This is a genomic window from Peterkaempfera podocarpi, assembly GCF_042466665.1.
Classification (GTDB): Bacteria; Actinomycetota; Actinomycetes; order Streptomycetales; family Streptomycetaceae; genus Peterkaempfera; species Peterkaempfera podocarpi.
Window position 1 is genome coordinate 8,110,654 of record NZ_CP162102.1, and the last position, 16,693, is coordinate 8,127,346.

The 16,693-nt window shown below is 72.1% G+C and carries 16 protein-coding genes and 1 pseudogene; 10 read left to right on the top strand and 7 right to left on the bottom strand.

Annotated features, from left to right (window positions below; genetic code table 11):
- Positions 1-379: 379 nt before the first annotated feature.
- On the top strand, positions 380-1,462 hold the full coding sequence (locus tag AB0761_RS35290) for an NAD-dependent epimerase/dehydratase family protein (protein WP_377273346.1): 1,083 nt from the start codon (positions 380-382) through the stop codon (positions 1,460-1,462).
- Positions 1,463-1,480: 18 nt separating this feature from the next.
- On the opposite strand, the gene AB0761_RS35295 is transcribed toward AB0761_RS35290, so the two are convergent.
- Both AB0761_RS35295 and AB0761_RS35300 read right to left on the bottom strand, forming a co-directional pair.
- Positions 1,481-2,662, bottom strand: coding sequence for a sensor histidine kinase (locus AB0761_RS35295; RefSeq protein WP_377273347.1), 1,182 nt, complete (start codon positions 2,660-2,662; stop codon positions 1,481-1,483).
- Positions 2,659-3,507, bottom strand: a complete 849-nt coding sequence (locus tag AB0761_RS35300) for a response regulator transcription factor (protein WP_377273348.1) — start codon at positions 3,505-3,507, stop codon at positions 2,659-2,661. Before AB0761_RS35300 ends, AB0761_RS35295 begins: the two co-directional genes overlap by 4 nt.
- Positions 3,508-3,657: 150 nt before the next feature.
- Here AB0761_RS35300 and AB0761_RS35305 point away from each other — a divergent pair.
- The 6 genes and pseudogenes from AB0761_RS35305 to AB0761_RS35330 all read left to right on the top strand — a co-directional run.
- Positions 3,658-4,317 (top strand): annotated as a pseudogene (locus AB0761_RS35305) (glycosyltransferase family 2 protein); the annotation flags it as partial.
- A 189-nt stretch (positions 4,318-4,506) separates the two neighbouring features.
- On the top strand, positions 4,507-4,977 hold the full coding sequence (locus AB0761_RS35310) for a DUF2064 domain-containing protein (protein WP_377274490.1): 471 nt from the start codon (positions 4,507-4,509) through the stop codon (positions 4,975-4,977).
- Between the two features lie 157 nt (positions 4,978-5,134).
- The gene (locus AB0761_RS35315; RefSeq protein WP_377273350.1) at positions 5,135-5,737 is read left to right on the top strand and encodes an SAM-dependent methyltransferase; all 603 of its coding nucleotides are present in this window, start codon (positions 5,135-5,137) and stop codon (positions 5,735-5,737) included.
- A 4-nt stretch (positions 5,738-5,741) separates the two neighbouring features.
- Entirely contained in the window at positions 5,742-7,253 is a 1,512-nt protein-coding gene (locus AB0761_RS35320) for a glycosyltransferase 87 family protein (RefSeq protein WP_377273351.1), read from the top strand.
- A 205-nt stretch (positions 7,254-7,458) separates the two neighbouring features.
- The gene (locus AB0761_RS35325; protein WP_377274492.1) at positions 7,459-8,733 is read left to right on the top strand and encodes a molybdopterin-dependent oxidoreductase; all 1,275 of its coding nucleotides are present in this window, start codon (positions 7,459-7,461) and stop codon (positions 8,731-8,733) included.
- Positions 8,730-9,245 (top strand): hypothetical protein, encoded by a 516-nt coding sequence (locus AB0761_RS35330; protein ID WP_377273352.1) that lies wholly within the window; start codon positions 8,730-8,732, stop codon positions 9,243-9,245. Before AB0761_RS35325 ends, AB0761_RS35330 begins: the two co-directional genes overlap by 4 nt.
- Positions 9,246-9,488: 243 nt before the next feature.
- Here AB0761_RS35330 and AB0761_RS35335 read toward each other — a convergent pair whose 3' ends face one another.
- Positions 9,489-10,172 (bottom strand): hypothetical protein, encoded by a 684-nt coding sequence (locus tag AB0761_RS35335; RefSeq protein WP_377273353.1) that lies wholly within the window; start codon positions 10,170-10,172, stop codon positions 9,489-9,491.
- A gap of 125 nt (positions 10,173-10,297) precedes the next feature.
- Here AB0761_RS35335 and AB0761_RS35340 point away from each other — a divergent pair, with 125 nt between their 5' ends.
- Both AB0761_RS35340 and AB0761_RS35345 read left to right on the top strand, forming a co-directional pair.
- Positions 10,298-11,131: a hypothetical protein gene (locus AB0761_RS35340; RefSeq protein WP_377273354.1), complete on the top strand. Its 834-nt coding sequence runs from the start codon at positions 10,298-10,300 to the stop codon at positions 11,129-11,131.
- A gap of 76 nt (positions 11,132-11,207) precedes the next feature.
- Entirely contained in the window at positions 11,208-11,726 is a 519-nt protein-coding gene (locus tag AB0761_RS35345) for a hypothetical protein (protein WP_377273355.1), read from the top strand.
- A gap of 112 nt (positions 11,727-11,838) precedes the next feature.
- Here the strand turns inward: AB0761_RS35345 and AB0761_RS35350 are convergent, their stop codons facing one another.
- The gene (locus AB0761_RS35350) at positions 11,839-12,531 is read right to left on the bottom strand and encodes a DUF6215 domain-containing protein (RefSeq protein ID WP_377273356.1); all 693 of its coding nucleotides are present in this window, start codon (positions 12,529-12,531) and stop codon (positions 11,839-11,841) included.
- A gap of 530 nt (positions 12,532-13,061) precedes the next feature.
- Positions 13,062-13,553: an FBP domain-containing protein gene (locus AB0761_RS35355; protein WP_377273357.1), complete on the bottom strand. Its 492-nt coding sequence runs from the start codon at positions 13,551-13,553 to the stop codon at positions 13,062-13,064.
- 71 nt (positions 13,554-13,624) lie between these two features.
- On the opposite strand from AB0761_RS35355, the gene AB0761_RS35360 reads away from it, so the two are divergent.
- Positions 13,625-14,194 (top strand): TetR/AcrR family transcriptional regulator, encoded by a 570-nt coding sequence (locus tag AB0761_RS35360; protein WP_377273358.1) that lies wholly within the window; start codon positions 13,625-13,627, stop codon positions 14,192-14,194.
- Between the two features lie 180 nt (positions 14,195-14,374).
- On the opposite strand, the gene AB0761_RS35365 is transcribed toward AB0761_RS35360, so the two are convergent.
- Together AB0761_RS35365 and AB0761_RS35370 are read right to left on the bottom strand one after the other, a co-directional pair.
- Entirely contained in the window at positions 14,375-15,766 is a 1,392-nt protein-coding gene (locus tag AB0761_RS35365; protein WP_377273359.1) for a glycoside hydrolase family 3 C-terminal domain-containing protein, read from the bottom strand.
- Positions 15,767-15,791: 25 nt separating this feature from the next.
- Positions 15,792-16,601, bottom strand: coding sequence for a transposase family protein (locus AB0761_RS35370; protein WP_377273905.1), 810 nt, complete (start codon positions 16,599-16,601; stop codon positions 15,792-15,794).
- Positions 16,602-16,693 lie beyond the last annotated feature (92 nt).

The following is a 16,693-nucleotide window of genomic DNA, read 5'->3' on the forward strand; positions in this document are numbered from 1 at the left end:
GGCCATGGCCGACCGGGTCTGGATCGGCCGCCGAAGGGTATGAACCGAAGCCTGCTTGATGGCGCGCCGCAACGTGACCGGTCCCACCCGAGTCGGCGTTCTGTCGGCCCTTCACGGATGGGTAGGCGCACGGTGGCGCCGGCGAGCCAACGGCGCTGCGCCGCACCTCACCTGACTGGCCATACGCATGGTGCCGGGGCGCTGTCGCCGGCCGGAGCGGGTCTCCTGGCCGCAGGAGCACCTGGGACAAGACTGCCGGGTTTCCGAGCGCCGGCGGGTGGTCCGTCTGCCGCGTCGAGGTCTTACGGTGTGATGACGCAGTGCCGTCCGGGCCTGTCGGAGCCGGACAGAGCGGGTGTCGCTGATTAGCGTCGCCTTTATGAAGGTTCTGGTGACGGGCGGAGCGGGGTTCATCGGGTCGCGGGTGGCCGCGCAGCTTGCGGCCGACGGGCATGAGGTGCGGGTGCTGGACGCACTGCTGCCCGAGGTGCATCGGCGCGGGGATGCCGGGCCGCCGCTGCCGGCCGGGGTGGAGCTGCTGGTGGGCGATGTGCGTGAGCCGGCGATCGTGGCGCAGGCGCTGTGCGGGGTGCAGGCGGTCTGCCATCAGGCCGCCATGGTCGGGCTGGGGCTCGACCTGGACGACGCTCCGAGCTACGTGGGCTGCAATGACCTGGGCACCGCCGTCCTGCTCGCGGCCATGGCCCGGGCCGGGGTGCGCAGCCTGGTGCTGGCGGGCTCCATGGTGGTGTACGGGGAGGGGCGCTACCGCTGCACCGACCACGGGGAGGTCACGGCTGCGCCGCGGCAGGTGGCGGATCTTGAGGCGGGTCTGTTCGAGCCCCGGTGCCCCGAGTGCGGTCGGCCGTTGCAGCCGGAGCTGGTGCAGGAGAGCGCGGCACCGGACCCACGCAATGTGTACGCGGCCACCAAGGTGGCCCAGGAGCATCTGGCGGCCGTGTGGGCCCGGGCTTGCGGCGGGCGCGCCATCTCGCTGCGGTACCACAATGTCTATGGGCCCGGCATGCCGCGGGACACCCCGTACGCGGGAGTGGCGTCGATTTTCCGCTCGGCGCTGGCGCGGGGGGAGGCGCCGCGGGTGTACGAGGACGGTGGGCAGCGGCGGGACTTCGTCCACGTCGACGACGTGGCCGCTGCCAACCGTGCCGCGCTGGAGCGGATCGAGGGAGGCACCGGCGAGGCGTTCCGGGCATACAACGTGGGCAGCGGCGAGGTCCGCACCGTGGGGGAGATGGCCCGGGCGCTGGCGAGGGCCTGCGGCGGACCCGAGCCGGTCGTCACCGGCCAGTACCGGTTGGGCGATGTCCGCCATGTGACGGCCAGCTCCCAGCGGCTGCGCAGTGAGCTGGGCTGGCGGCCGGAGGTCTCCTTCGCCGACGGCATGGCCGAGTTCGCCGCGGTGCCGCAGCGCGAGGCGGCGGCCGGGCCGGGCCTGCGCTGAACCGGCCGAACACGAAGGTCAGACCTGGGCCGCGCCGACAGTCGGCCGGAGGCGGTGGCCCGGGGTGGGCAGGATGACCTCGAAGCAGCAGCCGCCTTGGACGTTGCGTACCGTGGCCTGACCTGCGTGCGCCTCGACGATGCCGCGGACGATCGCCAGCCCCAGTCCGGCGCCCGTGTCGCCGTGATGCTCCCTGGAGTCCCCGGTGACGTGCCGCGGTGAGCGGGCGGCGCCGCCGCGCCAGCCGGTGTCGAAGACCCGGGGCAGGTCCTGCGGGGGGATACCACCACAGCCGTCCTGTACGGAGAGCACCACGGCGTCGCCCTCCCGGCGTGCGGCCACCGCGACCGTGCCGTCAGCCGGTGTTGCACGGATGGCGTTGACCAGCAGGTTCGCCAGAACCCGGGCCATCTCCCGGCCGTCCACCTCCACCGGCTCGGCCGCCACCCCGCCGTCGACCAGCCGCACGCCGTGCTCCCGGGCCAGGGGCCGCGCACCGCTCAGGGCCTCGTCGACCAGGTCGTAGGCGCAGACCCGGGCGAGACTCAGGGTGAGAGCGCCGGCGTGGATGCGGGAGAGTTCGAAGAGGTCGTCGACCATGCCGGAGAGCCGGTCCACCTCGGTACGGATCTGCCGGTGGTAGCGGGCGGGGTCGTCGGCCACGCCGTCCTCGAGAGACTCGGCCATCGCGCGCAGCCCTGCCAGCGGGGTGCGCAGGTCGTGCGAGATCCAGGCGATCAGCTCGCGCCGGGATGCCTCCAGGGCGTGCTCCCGGCGGCGTGAGGCGGCAAGCCTGGCACTGGTGTCCTCGAGCGCCCGGCCGAGGGCGGTCAGTTCGCTGGTGGGAAGCCCCGGGGGTGCGGTGAAGCCCTCGTCGCTGCCGAGCCGGTCGGTGGCGGCGACCAGGGCGCGGCTGCCGGCGACCACCCTGCGCCCGATCAGCTGTGCGGGTACCTGGGCGGCCAGGGCGGACATGCCGACCACCGCCATCACCACGCCGAGGTCGTGGTCGGACAGGAACATGGCCTGCGCCACCATGACCGTTCCGGCCGTCATGGCCGCCGCGGCTACAACCGCGACCGCGAACAGTGAAGCGGCCACGGAACGGCGGCGCAGCAGCCGTACGGCGGGCGCGGCGGCGAGGCCGACCGTGCCGGCCCCGAGGGCGGCCATCGCGGCGATCAGCAGCAGGTCCTTCACGGGGTTCTCTCCTGGGCGGTGTCGATGGCGGTGCCGGTGTCGATGGCGGTGCTGGTGCTGGTGCTGGTGCTGGTGCCGGCGTCGATGGCGGTGGCTGCGGTGTCGAAGCGGTACCCGACGCCCCAGACGGTGGAGATCAGCCGCGGCGCGGCGGGGTCGTCCTCGACTTTCTCGCGCAGCCTGCGGACATGGACGGTGACCGTCGACAGGTCGCCGAACTCCCACCCCCACACGCGGCGCATCAGCTCCTCGCGGGACAGGGCCTGCCCGGGGTGCCGCAGCAGGAAGGCGAGAAGGTCGAACTCCCGGATGGTGAGGGCGAGTTCGCGTTCGCCCCGGAAGGCGCGGCGGGCTGCCGGGTCCAGGGTGATGTCACCGGCTACGAGGCGGCCCGTGCCCGCGGTCACGGCTGCCCCGGCAACGGTGGTGCGGCGGAGCACCGACTGGACGCGAAGGACCAGTTCGCGTGGGCTGAAGGGTTTGGTGACATAGTCGTCGGCGCCGACCTCCAGCCCGAGGATGCGGTCGGCCTCCTCGCCCCGCGCGGTGAGCATCACCACCGGCAGGGGCGGGCGTCCGGCCTCATGGTCGGCGGCGCGCAGCCGCCGGCAGACCTCGATGCCGTCCAGGCCGGGCAGCATCAGGTCGAGCACCACCAGGTCGGGGCGGTGGGCCGCGGCCCGGGCGAGTGCGGCCGGCCCGTCCTGGGCGCCGTCGACCAGGTAGCCCGCTCGGGCGAGGTAGTCGCAGACGACCTCGGCGACGGTGCGGTCGTCGTCCACGACAAGCACCCTGTGCCGTGTCTCGTCGGAGGGGAGGTCCTGCCCGGGCATGCTTTCGGCCATGCGGAGCAGTCTAGGCCGGGTGCTGTCCGTAAAATCCGGCAATGTCCGGCCTCGTAGTACTTCCGTAAGGCGTCGTAACGCCTCCGGCGCGCCTCCCGCTCGTAACGTGACAGCGTGACTCCGACTCAGCAGCCACCCTCCCTCACCTCGGTGGATGTCGTCCTGCCCTGCCTCGACGAGGCCGCTGCCCTGCCCTGGGTGCTCGAACGTGTCCCCGCGGGCTGGCGGCCCATCGTGGTGGACAACGGATCGACCGACGGCTCCGCGGAGCTGGCCCGCTCACTGGGCGCGACCGTGGTGCACGAGCCCCGGCGCGGGTTCGGCGCCGCCTGCCACGCCGGACTCGCGGCAGCCACCGCCGAAGTGGTCTGCTTCCTCGACTGCGACGCCTCCCTCGACCCGGCGCAGCTGCACCGGGTCGCCGCCCCGGTCCTCGACGGCCGGGCGGACCTGGTGCTCGGCCGCAGGGTCCCCGTCGGACGAGGAGCCTGGCCGCTGCACGCCCGGCTGGCCAACGCCGGGCTCGCCCGGCGACTGCGCCGTCGCACCGGAGCCCGGCTGCACGACCTGGGTCCGATGCGGGCCGCCCGCCGCGAGGCGCTGCTGGCCCTGGCACAGACCGACCGCCGCTCGGGGTACCCGCTGGAGACGGTCCTGTCCGCGGCGGCGCTGGGGCTGCGGATCGCCGAGGAGCCGGTGGACTACCGGCCGCGCGCCGGCCGTTCGAAGGTCACCGGTACGGTGCGCGGCACCCGGCAGGCCGTGCACGACATGCGGCGGGTGCTGGCCCGCACCCAGGGACCACCGGTCACCGGCACCCTGCTGGTGATCGCCAAGGCGCCGGTGCCGGGCCGGGTGAAGACCCGGCTGTGCCCCCCATGCACCCCGGAGCAGGCCGCAGAGGTCGCCGCCGCGGCTCTGGCCGACACCCTGGACATCGGAGTGCGCCTGCCGGTGCGCCACCGACTGCTGGTGCTCGACGGCGAGCCGGGACGGTGGGTGCCTCCCGGCTACCAGGTGGTCCCGCAGTGCGGCGGCGGCCTAGACGCGCGACTGGCGGCCGCCTTCGAGGCGGCCGACCCCGACCTCCCGGCCCTGCTGGTCGGCATGGACACCCCGCAACTGACCCCCGGACTGCTCGCCCCGGCGCTCGGCCCGCACGCCTGGCAGGACTGCGACGCCTGGTACGGACCCGCGGCGGACGGCGGCTTCTGGGCCCTAGGACTGGCCCGGCCCGATGCCGCACGCCGACTGCTGCCGGGGGTGCCCATGTCCGCACCGAACACCGGGGCCGAGCTCCGCAACCGCCTGGCGGCAGCCGGGCTGCGCACCCGTGACCTGGCCGTCCTCACCGACGTGGACACCGCCGCCGAGGCCCGGCAGGTGGCGGACGCCGCCCCGCACACCCGCTTTGCCGCTCGCTGGCAGGGCCTGACCTCGGCAGGTGCCCATGGCCTCGCCACTGCGTAGTGAGCCGGTGCGCAGGCCCGTCGAGGATTCCGCGCCCACCAGGTCCGCCTCGCCCCGGTCTGCTTCGTCGCGGTCTACCCCGCCCCGGCCTGCTTCGTCGCGGTCTGCTTCATCCCGTTCTGGGCGGCCCTGGTCCGACGGCCCCTACGGCGCCGCGGTGCTGGCCGGCCGGGGCCCGCTGTGGCTGCGCAGGGCCGACGGCGGGCGCCACCGGCTGGATGTGGAACGCTGGTGCGGCCCTCCCGACGCAGCCGACCGCAGCGTCCTGGACCGCTGCGCCGGTCGGGGCCCCGTGCTGGACGTGGGCTGCGGGCCAGGTCGGCTGGTGGCCGAACTGATGGCCGCCGGGACCCTGGCCCTGGGAGTGGACCTGGCGGCCGCCGCCGTACACCACACCCGCAGCCTGGGCGGCACGGCCCTGCGCCGTTCGGTCTTCGACCCGCTGCCGGGCGAGGGCCGATGGGGCACCGTCCTGCTGATCGACGGCAACCTCGGCATCGGCGGTGACCCCGGCTGCCTGCTGACCCGGACCCGGGCACTGCTCGCCCCCGAAGGCCGGCTGATCGCCGAAGTGGAGCCCGACGACCTGGACGAACGCATCGAGGTGTGCATGGAGGACGACGCGGGCCGACGCGGACCCGCGTTCCCCTGGGCCCGGCTCGGCGCCCGGGCCGCGCTCAGGGAGGGCGGACTGGCCGGCCTGCGCACCGCGGAAGCCTGGACGTCGGCAGGACGCCACTTTGTGGCCCTGGCCAGGTGACGGCATGCCACCCACAGCCGGAAACCCCGACCGGACCCGAACTCGCGCCAGAGCGAACCGCCGTACCCGCACCGGCGAGGACTCCCCGCCGATCGCACGCAGCTCCTCCCGGTGGCACACCCCCGGCGCCCGTACCGCGCTCTGCGCCGCGACGCTCGCGGCCCTGACCTGCTGCCTGCTGGTGACCCTGCGCAGCGGCGGGGACCTCGGCCACACCGGCGGGCTGTTCGGCTGGTACGCCCTGTGCTGGGCACTGTTCGCCGCAGCCGTCGTGATGGCGCGCCGTATCCCCGCCCGCCGACTGCTGCCCCTGGTCGCAGCAGGCAGCTTGGCCATCGCGGCCACCGGACTGGTCGCACCTCCGCGCACCAGCGACGACTCCTACCGGTACGCCTGGGACGGCCGGGTGCAGGCGGCCGGGATCTCACCGTACGGCCACACCCCGGCCGACCCGGCCCTCACCGCACTGCGCGACCGATGGCTCTTCCCCACCGGAACCGACTGCCGGGCCTGGGACCTGCACCCCGCCCCCGGCCCGATCTGCACCCGCATCAACCGCCCGACGGTGCGGACCATCTACCCGCCGGTGGCCGAGGGCTGGTTCGCGGCTGTGCAGACCGTTGCTCCTGCCGGAGCCCGGCACAAGGCCGTCCAGGTCAGCGGAGTGCTGACGGCGCTTGCCACGACCGGGGTGCTGCTGGCCGTACTGCGCCGACGGGCCGGCCGCGAACGGCAGTGGCAGGCGGCACTGTGGGCCTGGTGCCCCGCAGTACCGCTGGAGGCGGTGAACAACGCCCACATCGACGCGCTCGGAGCCCTGCTCACGGCAGCCGGGCTCGGCCTGGCCGCCGCACCCGCCCGCCGCCGCACCACCGCGGCGGCAGGCGCGCTGCTCGGCGCCGCCGCCGCCGTCAAACTGCTGCCAGGACTGGCGGTGCCCGGGCTGCTCTCCGGAGTCCTGCGCCCTCGCGCGCCGCGCGCCGGCCGCCGCAGCGCCCTGCTCGCCGTCGCGGCCGCGATGGCCGCGTTCGCTCTGGCCTACCTTCCTTACGCGGTGTCCGACGGCGCCGCGGTGCTCGGCTACCTGCCCGGCTACCTCCATGAAGAGGGATACGACGACGGGCAGCTGCATCGCTTCAGCCTGCTACGGCTGGTGCTCCCCGACACGCTCGCCCAGGGCGCGGCCCTGCTCGCGGTGGCAGCGGCATGCGGCTGGGTCCTGCGCTACGGGGATCCGGCGCGACCCTGGCGCGGCGCCCTGCTGGTGACCGGCACGGCCTTCCTGGCGCTGACCCCCGGATACCCCTGGTACGCCCTGCTGATCGTCGTGCTGGTCGCGCTGGACGGCAGTTGGGAGTGGCTGGGCGTACCGCTGGCCGGGACAGCGGTGTACCTCGCCCACGGCAACCCCGCCGTGCAGACCTGGGCCTACGCCGCCGCACTGACCGCGGTGGTGGCTCCGGCCCTGCGGACCGCTGCCCGATCGGCAAGGGAGCGGACGGGAAGCGGGACGTGAGGAATGCCGGCGCGGACCACGCAGAGCGGTACCCGGAGCGGTACCCGGAGACAAGGAGACGGTGGATGGAGAACGGCGAACGGCCCCCGGCCTCGGTTCCCCCGGGCGGGCCAGGCACCTGAAGCGCACCAGCGCCCGGCTGCGGCAGCAGCTCGCCGGTGTCCGCGCCCGCACGGCAGGCCGCGTCCGCCCGGCCGCGCAGCGGTTGGCCCAACTGCCCGCGCCCCCGGGACCGTTCCGGCGGGGCTTCTGGCGCAGCCCGATCCGCGGCCCCTGGCTGACTTCGGTCTTCGGCCTGGTGCTGCTGCTCGGCATCCCGGTGCTGTTCGTCACCGGCGCCCTGTCCTACGCGGCCTACAACCCGTCGCTGGGCCGGCTCAACGACCAGACACCCGACAAGGGACTGCTGGGTTTCTACCTCTTCGACTGGCCCACCCACCCCTACTGGCTCTACCGCCTCACCCAGGGCGTCCATGTGACGCTCGGTGTGGCCCTCGTCCCCGTGCTGCTGGCCAAGCTCTGGTCGGTCATCCCGAAACTCTTCGAGTGGCCGCCCCTGCGGTCGGCGGCCCAGGCGCTCGAGCGGCTCTCCCTGCTCCTGCTGGTGGGCGGAGCCGTCTTCGAGTTCATCACCGGAATCCTCAACATCCAGCTCCACTACGTCTTCCCGGGCTCCTTCTACACCCTCCACTTCTACGGCGCGTGGGTGTTCATCGCCGCCTTCACCGTCCATGTCTGCCTCAGGCTCGGTCGGATGACAAAGGCCCTGCGCTCCCGTGGACTGCTGGCGGAACTCCGTACCGACCTCGCCCACACCCGACCCGAACCCCCCGACCCCGACGGTCTGGTCCCAGCCGACCCCGCCAGGCCGAGCATCACGCGGCGCGGCGCCGTCGGACTGGTGGGAGCCGGATCGCTGCTCCTCCTGGGCGTCACCGCAGGACAGAGCATCGGCGGCCGGCTGCGCGGCACCGCGCTGCTCGCCCCGCACAACCGCAACCCCCGCAGCGGACCCAACGGCTTCCAGATCAACAAGACCGCCGCCGCAGTCGGCATCACCGCCGCGCACGTCGGCCCCGACTGGCGGCTGGAGGTGCACGGCCGCGGGCCGGTCCAGGTCCTCACCCGCGCGCAACTCCTCGCGATGCACCAACACACAGCAGCGCTGCCGATCGCCTGCGTGGAGGGATGGTCCACCGAGGACCAGCACTGGAGCGGCCTGCGGCTCACCGACCTCGCCGCCATGGCCGGCCTCCCCGACGCCGGAAGCGTGCTGGTCGAATCGGTCCAACCGCCGGGCCCCTACAGCTCGGTGGTCCTGCGGGGAAACCAGATCCACGACCCGCGGGCCCTGCTGGCGCTTCGGGTCAACGGGGCGGACCTCTCCCTCGACCACGGCTATCCGGCCCGCATCATCGTCCCGGCGAACCCCGGTGTGAACAACACCAAATGGGTGCACCGACTGACCTTCAGGACATGACCATGGCACGCTTGCCCCGCTGGTACGGTGCGGGTCCCCTGCATCTGCTGGTCCTCATCGCGTCGTTCGCCCTCACCGGCTACGCCGCTGTGCGGCTGTTCGCCGCCCGGCCGCTGGAGGTCGCGGTCTGGCTCGTGGGCGCGGCGGTGGTCCACGACCTGGTCCTGCTGCCGCTCTACTCACTCGCGGACCTGTCCGCGCTGTCCGTGATGCGGCACCGCGCGCAGCCGGTGCCCACGGCGCCGTGGATCAACCATCTGAGGGTCCCCGCCTTCCTCTCCGGGGTGCTGCTCCTGGTGTGGTTCCCCCTCATTCTCGACCTCTCGGCCCCCTACGAGGGCGCCACCGGGCTGCCCGAGAATGTCTACCTCGGCCGATGGCTGGCGATCACCGGAGTGCTCTTTGCCGCGTCGGCTCTGCTCTTCGCCGTCAGACTGCGTCGCGTCCGGCGTGCCGCCCGCTCGGAGGAGCAGCAGTCCCCGTCAGGCCATGATGCCGGGCATCACCCGTGAGGCGTGCCGAGGGCACCACGGGCGTCGCTCGGCCCGGCTGCGCGCGGTGCCGCTGTCGCACTGCCCGGGAAGGGGTGCGGCCTGCCGGCTGACGCCGGGCAGGGTCCGGGAGCCGGCGTTGTGGGCGGAGGTGAACGGTGCGCGTGCTGGGTGTCACCGCGGCAGGAGGGACGGAACAGTGCCATCCGCTGCGCGCGGTCGTGGAGGATCGCTGCGGCGCCCATGGTGGTTTTCGGGTCCTGTTCATCCGCAGTCGCGCACTGGACACAGATCGACCCTGCCGACACCGGGTAGTTCCGATATCCGTCCCTTGAGTTCGGCGCGATCCACGTCGGAGAGGCCCTCGGAGAATCTGACCTCCAGGTAGGCCTTGTCCTCACCGCCCGCGCTGCTGACCCACACGGACACGGCTCCGAATGTCTTCAGACGTTCAGTGGCCTGCCCGAGGCCGACCCGCCTCTCCCAGTCCGCGTCGACCACCGCCTGGTAGGTGTGAGGTTCTGCCTGGGCGGCACGCACAGAGAAGTGCCGGCACCACATCGCGGAGCCGAGCACGACGCCTGCGAACACCAGCCCTCCGGCCCAGCTCAGCACTCGTGCGACGCCGGGGCTTCTCCGGGGGCCCGCCGCTGCGGCAAGCAGTAGCAGCACGGCTGAGGGGAGGAAGAGGAACATCCCGAGCAGGACGCCCACGACCGACCAGGCCACCAACACCACCCCGGTCGCTGTGCAGGTCATGGTGAAGGCGCTCGGATGTCGCCGCAGAAACGGTGGCACCGTGAGCGGCGCGAAGGTCAGGACGAAGAAACCGGCCAGGTAGGTGTCCACACCGAAGATCAGCCCGGGCAGGGCGGCGAGCAAGGCGGCGTACGCGAGTCCGGACTGCCGCCGGTGGATCCTTGCGTGGCTCTTTGACGAGTCCCCCATGAGCTCCCTCTTCGAGCGAGCGGATTTGAACGTGTTCAACATAGCCGACGGGACCCCTCGGCGGGGACCGAAGCGATCGAGAACCATCCGGCGTCCCCCGCACCGGGCTTCGGTCCGGAAAACCGTTGGCCAACCACGGTCTGCGGACCGAGACTGATGAGCCCAGCACAGTCGACCGAGAGAGTGGGCCGGCCCTGACGTACAACCGGGACACCCTGCCCTTCCCCGAGAACCTCGTGCCGCCCGCCTCGCCCACCAGCTTGCGGAACTGGGCCGATCTCGACCCGACCCGGCACCCGTTCACCTGGGACGAGGACGAAGAAGCCCGGCTGCGCACGCTGGTCCGCGCATGGGTGCCACCTGTGCTCTCCGGCATGGCGGGCCGGTGGCAGGGCGAATACTGGTGCGAACGCCAGATAGCCGCGATCATTCGAGGGCGCTACGGCAACTGGGCTCAGGGATGGGACTGGTGCCACCGCCATGGCGGGCCCATCGGCAGCTGGGTCACCGGGGCAAGCTCGGTGACGACCCCTGACGAGACCGCAGCTCGCGTCGTGGCCGCGCTGTTGGAGTGGCGCCAGTGGCTGGAAGGCCTGGCTCAGCGCTTTGCAGAGCTCGCGCCGCCACCGGACGCCACTGCCGAGGATCGCAGCTGGCATCTGGAGCGGGCCTGCGTCCGGCTGGTGACACTCGCGCTGGACTCGGGAGCGGAGGGCGGCTGGTACGGGCAGGCCGCGCTGGTCCTGCGCTGGTTCCTCACCACCACCGGTATGGGCCAGGCCGAGGCCGAGCAGGCGGTGGAGTCAGCGATCGGCGGCCGGTTCAAGAGCTGGGTCACCCCGGAGCAGACACTGATCGACTCTGTTGCGGACGACCTGGCGGTCGGCCTGACCGGCCGGGCCCCCTACCGGGACCACCGTGAGCGGGCGGCCCTGGAGGAACACCATGACCACTACTGACAGTCTTGCGATCTGGCTGAGTGTTCGCCGTGAGACCGACTGGCAATAAGCACCCGTTCTGCGGCGGGTTCCTCCTGTGCGTGACGGGTTCCGGGCCTGGTGCGAGGGGCCGGTCCGCCGACGGGACCCCGTCCGTGCGGAGCGTCTGCTCGCCGCCCACACCCTGGCCCGGGCCGATGCCGCAGGCCGCGCCCCACTGGACTTCGCCCTGCTGGCCGCATGGCAGTGCGAGGTCCTCGGCGAAGCACATGCGCCGTTCAGGACGAACGACGCCTATGCGAAGGCCGGCCGTGAGCGCTACGGCCTGACCTCGCGCATCCAGGCTGACTTCGCCGCCTGTCTGCGCGAGGCCACCGACCCGGACGTCCCGTTGGCGGCCCGTGCGGCCCGCGCGTACCTCGACGTGGCGTTCTTCCATCCCCTCGCCGACGGGAATGCCCGCGCGGCGCTGCTGACCCTGGTCCACGTCCTGGCCCGCGAGGACATCGTCCTTCCGGAGGTCGGGCCTCTTCAGACCACCCGCTATGCGGACGACCGGGCGGGCGCCGCCGACCTGGCCACTCTTGTCGGCGTACTCAACCGCCGCCGATGCTGACAGCAGCACCCAGGTGCTGTGCAAGGGTCGCCGGTCAGCAGAGCCGGCCGAATGCCCCGTCAGACCGCCTGGCTCCCAGGCGCGGGGATGGCCGGGGAACTGCCAAGGGCAGTCACACGCCGGCAGCCCACCCCGGCACCGTCGGCAGCACCGTCTCGGCGACGCGCAGCAGCACGGAGTCGTCCGGCACCAGGCCGTCCGCACGCCACAGCGCCACATCGATGGAGCCACCCCTGTCCTTGGCGTCCAGCGCCACGGTGAGGGCACGCGCCGGGGCGCCGGGACCGCTGTTGGAGTCGCTTCCGTCGAGGCGGAAACTGATGTTGATGGTGCGGTCCGAGTAGAGGACCGCCGGGCGGCCCAGAACCGTCTTCTGCAGTGCGCCGTCCCCCAGGAGTACGGCGGACCCGGCCACCGGAAGGTGGTCGTAGGTGGCCGACAGCGTCACGGTGTAGGTCTCGAACTCGACCCGGGCGGACGGAGTGGCAATCTCCGTGCCGCCCGCGAGCTTGAGGGAGCCACCGCTACCGCTGGCGGTCTTCGCCTTCTCCCCTGGCGTGCCCAGCACGGCGGCGAGATCGGGACGGTTGAGGGCCTCGCACAGCTGCGCCCCGGAGATGCGCCGCGACGAGTCCTCGGCTGCCCCGCCCGAGCAGGTGGCAGGCTTTTGGGCACTGTCCGAGGACGATGTCTTCCCGAAGGTCCACAGACCGAGACCGAGCGCAGCGACCATCGCCACGGCCGCGATGACCTGCCCCCAAGCACCCGGTTCCTGCGCGGACTCGTCGTTGACGTCGTCGGCCATCTTCCCCCACCTGCCATGATCCCCGGATATGCGCGGGGGCACGATAACTCGTGATCACTCGACAGACAAGGGCTTGGCTGTGACAGCGATGCCGGCTGCTGGTGCGCCCGCGTGTGTGACGTGTGGCTGACGGGCGTATCGAGCTCTTTCGGCCCCTGCCGCTCGGTGCTCGGCGCTCGGGGTACAGGCCGGGGCGAGAGATCGCAGCGGTTGCCGTGATGTCGCCCCAGGGTGGGGAGGTGACAAGCCCACCCTCAGTCACCTCGCCGACCACGTCGACGCGACCGCTCGGCATGTCTCCGTCGTGCTCCGCAGAATGCGTCCACCCGGATTGAACCTGCGCTGCTCAGGGATCGCCCCGCACCGGTTCGATTGAACCCTTGGCGGTTGAGAAGGAGGACTCGTCGGAGGCGACGGCGCGCCGCTGTTCTCGTCCGTCCAAGCCGCACTGACCGCCCGCCACTGATCAGCACCCTGGGGCGGGGTGGGCCCTTCGGCAGATGCGGCGCTGACGTGTGCGGCCGTGGGCGTCAGGTGGTGATCTTGGCGATGAACCGGGCGAGATTTGCGAGGGTCCGCTGGATCTTCTCCTCCGTGGAGAGCGACTCCGGGAGCCGGGCGCCGATGCCCGCGTCCTTCCTGCCCCGCACATACAGCGGGCAGGCGAGGTCGCTGCAGATGTAGGCACCCACAGAGTTCCCCTGCTGCCCGGCTCTTCCGGCCTTGGCGGCGACCATCAGCGAGACGCCCCCGGTGTGGGTGGTCAGGCAGAGCGAGCACATGCTGCGCCGTGTCTGCCAGGCGGCGGCGCCGGGGCTGCGCAGCACGAGTGCCACCTGGCGGCCGTCCAGCCAGGTGGCGAGGTAGGCGCGGTGGGGGTTCTGTGGGTCGCGCCAGCCGAGGAAGTCCAGGTCCTCCCAGGGTCTCTCGGCCAGGTCGTGGGGGACGAAGAGACGCTTGGCCTCACCCTTGGTGCAGTTCACGAAGGCGGTGCGGATCTCTTGCTCGGTCAGCGGATTCATGAGTGGGATGCTAAGTTGCCTAAAGGCTTTAGGTAAATGCATAATGGTTGTCGCCGGATGGGAGAAGGGTTATGGTTCGAGCAGGGCTGACACCGGAACGTCTGACCAGGGCAGGGGCGGAGCTGGCCGACGAGGTCGGCTTCGACCAGGTGACCGTCTCGGCACTCGCCCGGCGGTTCGACGTCAAGGTCGCGAGTCTGTACTCGCACGTGAAGAGCTCGCAGGACCTCAAGACCAGAATCGCCCTCTTCGCGCTGGAGGAGCTCGCCGACCGGGTCGCCGCTGCCCTCGCCGGACGCGCCGGCAAGGACGCCCTGGCCGCCTTCGCGGATGCCTACCGCGACTACGCCCGGGAGCACCCCGGCCGCTACGCCGCGGCCCGGCTCCGGCTCGATCCCGAGACGGCGGCCGCCAGCGCCGGTGTGCGGCATGCACAGATGACACGGGCCATCCTGCGCGGCTACGACCTCACGGAACCGAACCAGACGCACGCGGTCCGGATGCTGGGCAGCGTCTTCCACGGCTACGTCAGCCTGGAGCTGGCCGGAGGCTTCGAGCACAGCGCCCCAAGCGCGCAGGAATCCTGGGCCTGGATTGTGGACTCCCTCGACGTCCTGCTGCGCAACCGGGCCACACCCTGAGCAGCCGGGGAGCGCAGCGCCGCGGGCGGTCCGCCGCGCCGCGCACGGCGCGCACCGCCGCGCCGCCCGAGCGCGGGCGGGCGGCGCCGGGTGCCGCAGGCCGGGGTCGGGCGCGCGCAAGGTCGCGGTCCGCGCCTGCGCCCCCGCCCGCGCGCGCCAGGCCCGGACGCCGCAGCGGTGTCAGGAGGCCGTACAGGACAGCGTCGGAAGGGTAGCCGGGCCGGCGGCCGTGAAGCCGAAGGAGGTCGAGGCGCCCGGAGTCAGGGAGCCGTTCCATCCGGCGTCGGTCACGGTGACGGAGCTGCCGCTCTGGGTCAGTACGCCGTTCCAGAGGTTCGTAACGGTCTGTTCGGAGGCGGGTGTCCAGCTGACCCGCCACCCCGTGAGGGCAGTGCTGCCGCTGTTCCGCACCGTGATGTCCGCCTGGAAGCCTCCCGACCAGGAGCCGGTCATGGTTGCCTGCGCCGTGCAGCCGGCTGCGGCGGTCGGCGGATTCGTCGCCGGGGGAGTAGTTGCCGGCGGAGTGGTTGCCGGGGGAGTGGTCGCGGGGGGAGTCGTGGACGGGGCCGTCGGTGTCGTCGTGGGCGTCTGCGAGGGTGCCGGGCCGGACGGGTAGCTCAGGCCGTATCCGTACGGGAACAGCGGGGTCTTGCCGTCGCCGTCGTTGATCGGCTCCTGGTCGGCGCTCTGCATCCAGGTCATCGGCAGCTTCCCGGTCGGGTTGTAGTCGCCGAAGAGCACGTCCGCGACACCTTGGGCCTCGGTGCCGGGCAGCCAGGCTGCCACCAGAGCCTTCCAGTCGGGCAGCTGGGCGGCGATGTCCAGTGGTCGCCCGGAGACCAGCACCGTCACCACGGGGATGCCGCTCGCCTTCAGCCGGGCCAGGGTGGTGAGGTCCTCCTGGTCCAGACCGAGCGAGCCGGGCCGGTCGCCCTTGCCCTCCGCGTAGGGAGTCTCGCCGATCACGGCCACGGCCACGTTGTAGCTGCTGTCGATCCCGTTCCCGTAGCGGTCGTAGGTGACCTTGGAAGGGTCGGCGACCGTGGCCCGGATGCCCTGCAGGACCGTCGTACCCGGGGTGGTATTGCCGCTTGCACCCTGCCAGCTGATGGTCCAGCCGCCGCTCTGGTTGCCGATGTCGTCGGCCGACTTGCCGGCCACGAACACCTTGGCCGACTTGGCCAGCGGCAGCACCCCGCCGTCGTTCTTGAGCAGCACCTGGGACTCGCGCACGGCCTGGCGGCCCAGCGCCCGGTGTGCGGCGGAGCCCACCGTGGAGGTGTAGCTGCGGTCGGTCAACGGATGCTCGAAAAGACCGAGTTGGAACTTCTTGGTGAGGATCCTGCGGTTGGCGTCGTCGATCCGGGAGAGCAGCACATGTCCGTTCTGGACCTCACCGCGGAGCAGGTCGATGAACATGGTGTATTCGTTGGGCACCATCACCATGTCGATGCCGGCGTTGACCGCAGTGGAGATCTCCGCCGCGGTGAATCCGGTCTGTCCGTCGAGTTGGTCGATCGCCGCCCAGTCGGACACCACGAAGCCGGAGAAGCCGAGTTCGCCCTTGAGCACATCAGTGACGTTTTCTCAGCGGTGATCACTTCCAGATTCCGTTGAGGACGAGGGCGGCGCGGGCGATGTCGCCGATCCGGCTGGGGCTGATGGTGACGTGCTGCAGGGTGCGCCAGCGCTGCTTGAGCTCGGCTGCGGCGCGTTCGCCGAGGGCTCGGATGGCTCTGATCAGGCTGTTCGTGGTTCGCGTGTCGGTGTGCAGAGCTTGCTCGGACTGGCCCTTCGGGCGCCGGACCGGGATGAGGATGCCGATGCCGGCGCCAATGTAGCCCTTGTCGGCCAGGGTGGGCAGGCCATCGGCGGCCGCTTTGTACAGCGCCGGGAGGGCGTGGATGCGTGCGGCGGTGATGTCGGGGGTGGAGCCGGGCTCGACGTCGGAGACCCACAGCGGGGTGCCGTCGGGGGCGGCCAGGAACTGCACGTTGCCGCCGAATGCCTTGTGCTTCTGGCTGAACCACAGGTCGTTGCCGTTGTCGCGGACGCCGGCGAGGCGGTCCGATTCGATGAGCGTGCCGTCGAGGATCACGTGGGTCATGCCCTGGCGTCGGCTGCGGTCCAGGACCTCGTGCAGGTCGGGGGCCTGGTCGGCGAGGACGTCGATGCCTTCGTGCAGGTAGCGGTAGCCGGTGGCCTGGGAGACGCCGGCGTCGCGGGCCAGGCAGTGCACGCAGCCGCGCTCGCGGAACCAGCGCAGGATCAGCACAGCTTGGCGGAACGTGCCGAGCGCGCGGCTGCCGCGCGGGGTACCGATCTGCCGCCGGTGCGCGGCCAACAGGCGCGAGAGGTAGTCCACGACGTGGCGCGGGACGTCGAGCGTGGCAACATAGGTGACCAACGTGAAGCCTCTGGTGGTTGCGGACATGATCTTGTGGTGAGACCTGTCCTACCAGGGGCTTTACGTCTGTCCGCAGCCGGGCCCAGCTCGCC

Bases quoted from the DNA above. Each gene is read 5' to 3' on its own strand.
- AB0761_RS35300 (WP_377273348.1), bottom strand. From the start codon at position 3,507: ATGGCCGAAAGCATGCCCGGGCAGGACCTCCCCTCCGACGAGACACGG.
- AB0761_RS35360 (WP_377273358.1), top strand. From the start codon at position 13,625: ATGGTTCGAGCAGGGCTGACACCGGAACGTCTGACCAGGGCAGGGGCG.
- AB0761_RS35320 (WP_377273351.1), top strand. From the start codon at position 5,742: ATGCCACCCACAGCCGGAAACCCCGACCGGACCCGAACTCGCGCCAGA.
- AB0761_RS35350 (WP_377273356.1), bottom strand. From the start codon at position 12,531: ATGGCCGACGACGTCAACGACGAGTCCGCGCAGGAACCGGGTGCTTGG.
- AB0761_RS35330 (WP_377273352.1), top strand. From the start codon at position 8,730: ATGACCATGGCACGCTTGCCCCGCTGGTACGGTGCGGGTCCCCTGCAT.
- AB0761_RS35290 (WP_377273346.1), top strand. From the start codon at position 380: ATGAAGGTTCTGGTGACGGGCGGAGCGGGGTTCATCGGGTCGCGGGTG.
- AB0761_RS35355 (WP_377273357.1), bottom strand. From the start codon at position 13,553: ATGAATCCGCTGACCGAGCAAGAGATCCGCACCGCCTTCGTGAACTGC.
- AB0761_RS35335 (WP_377273353.1), bottom strand. From the start codon at position 10,172: ATGGGGGACTCGTCAAAGAGCCACGCAAGGATCCACCGGCGGCAGTCC.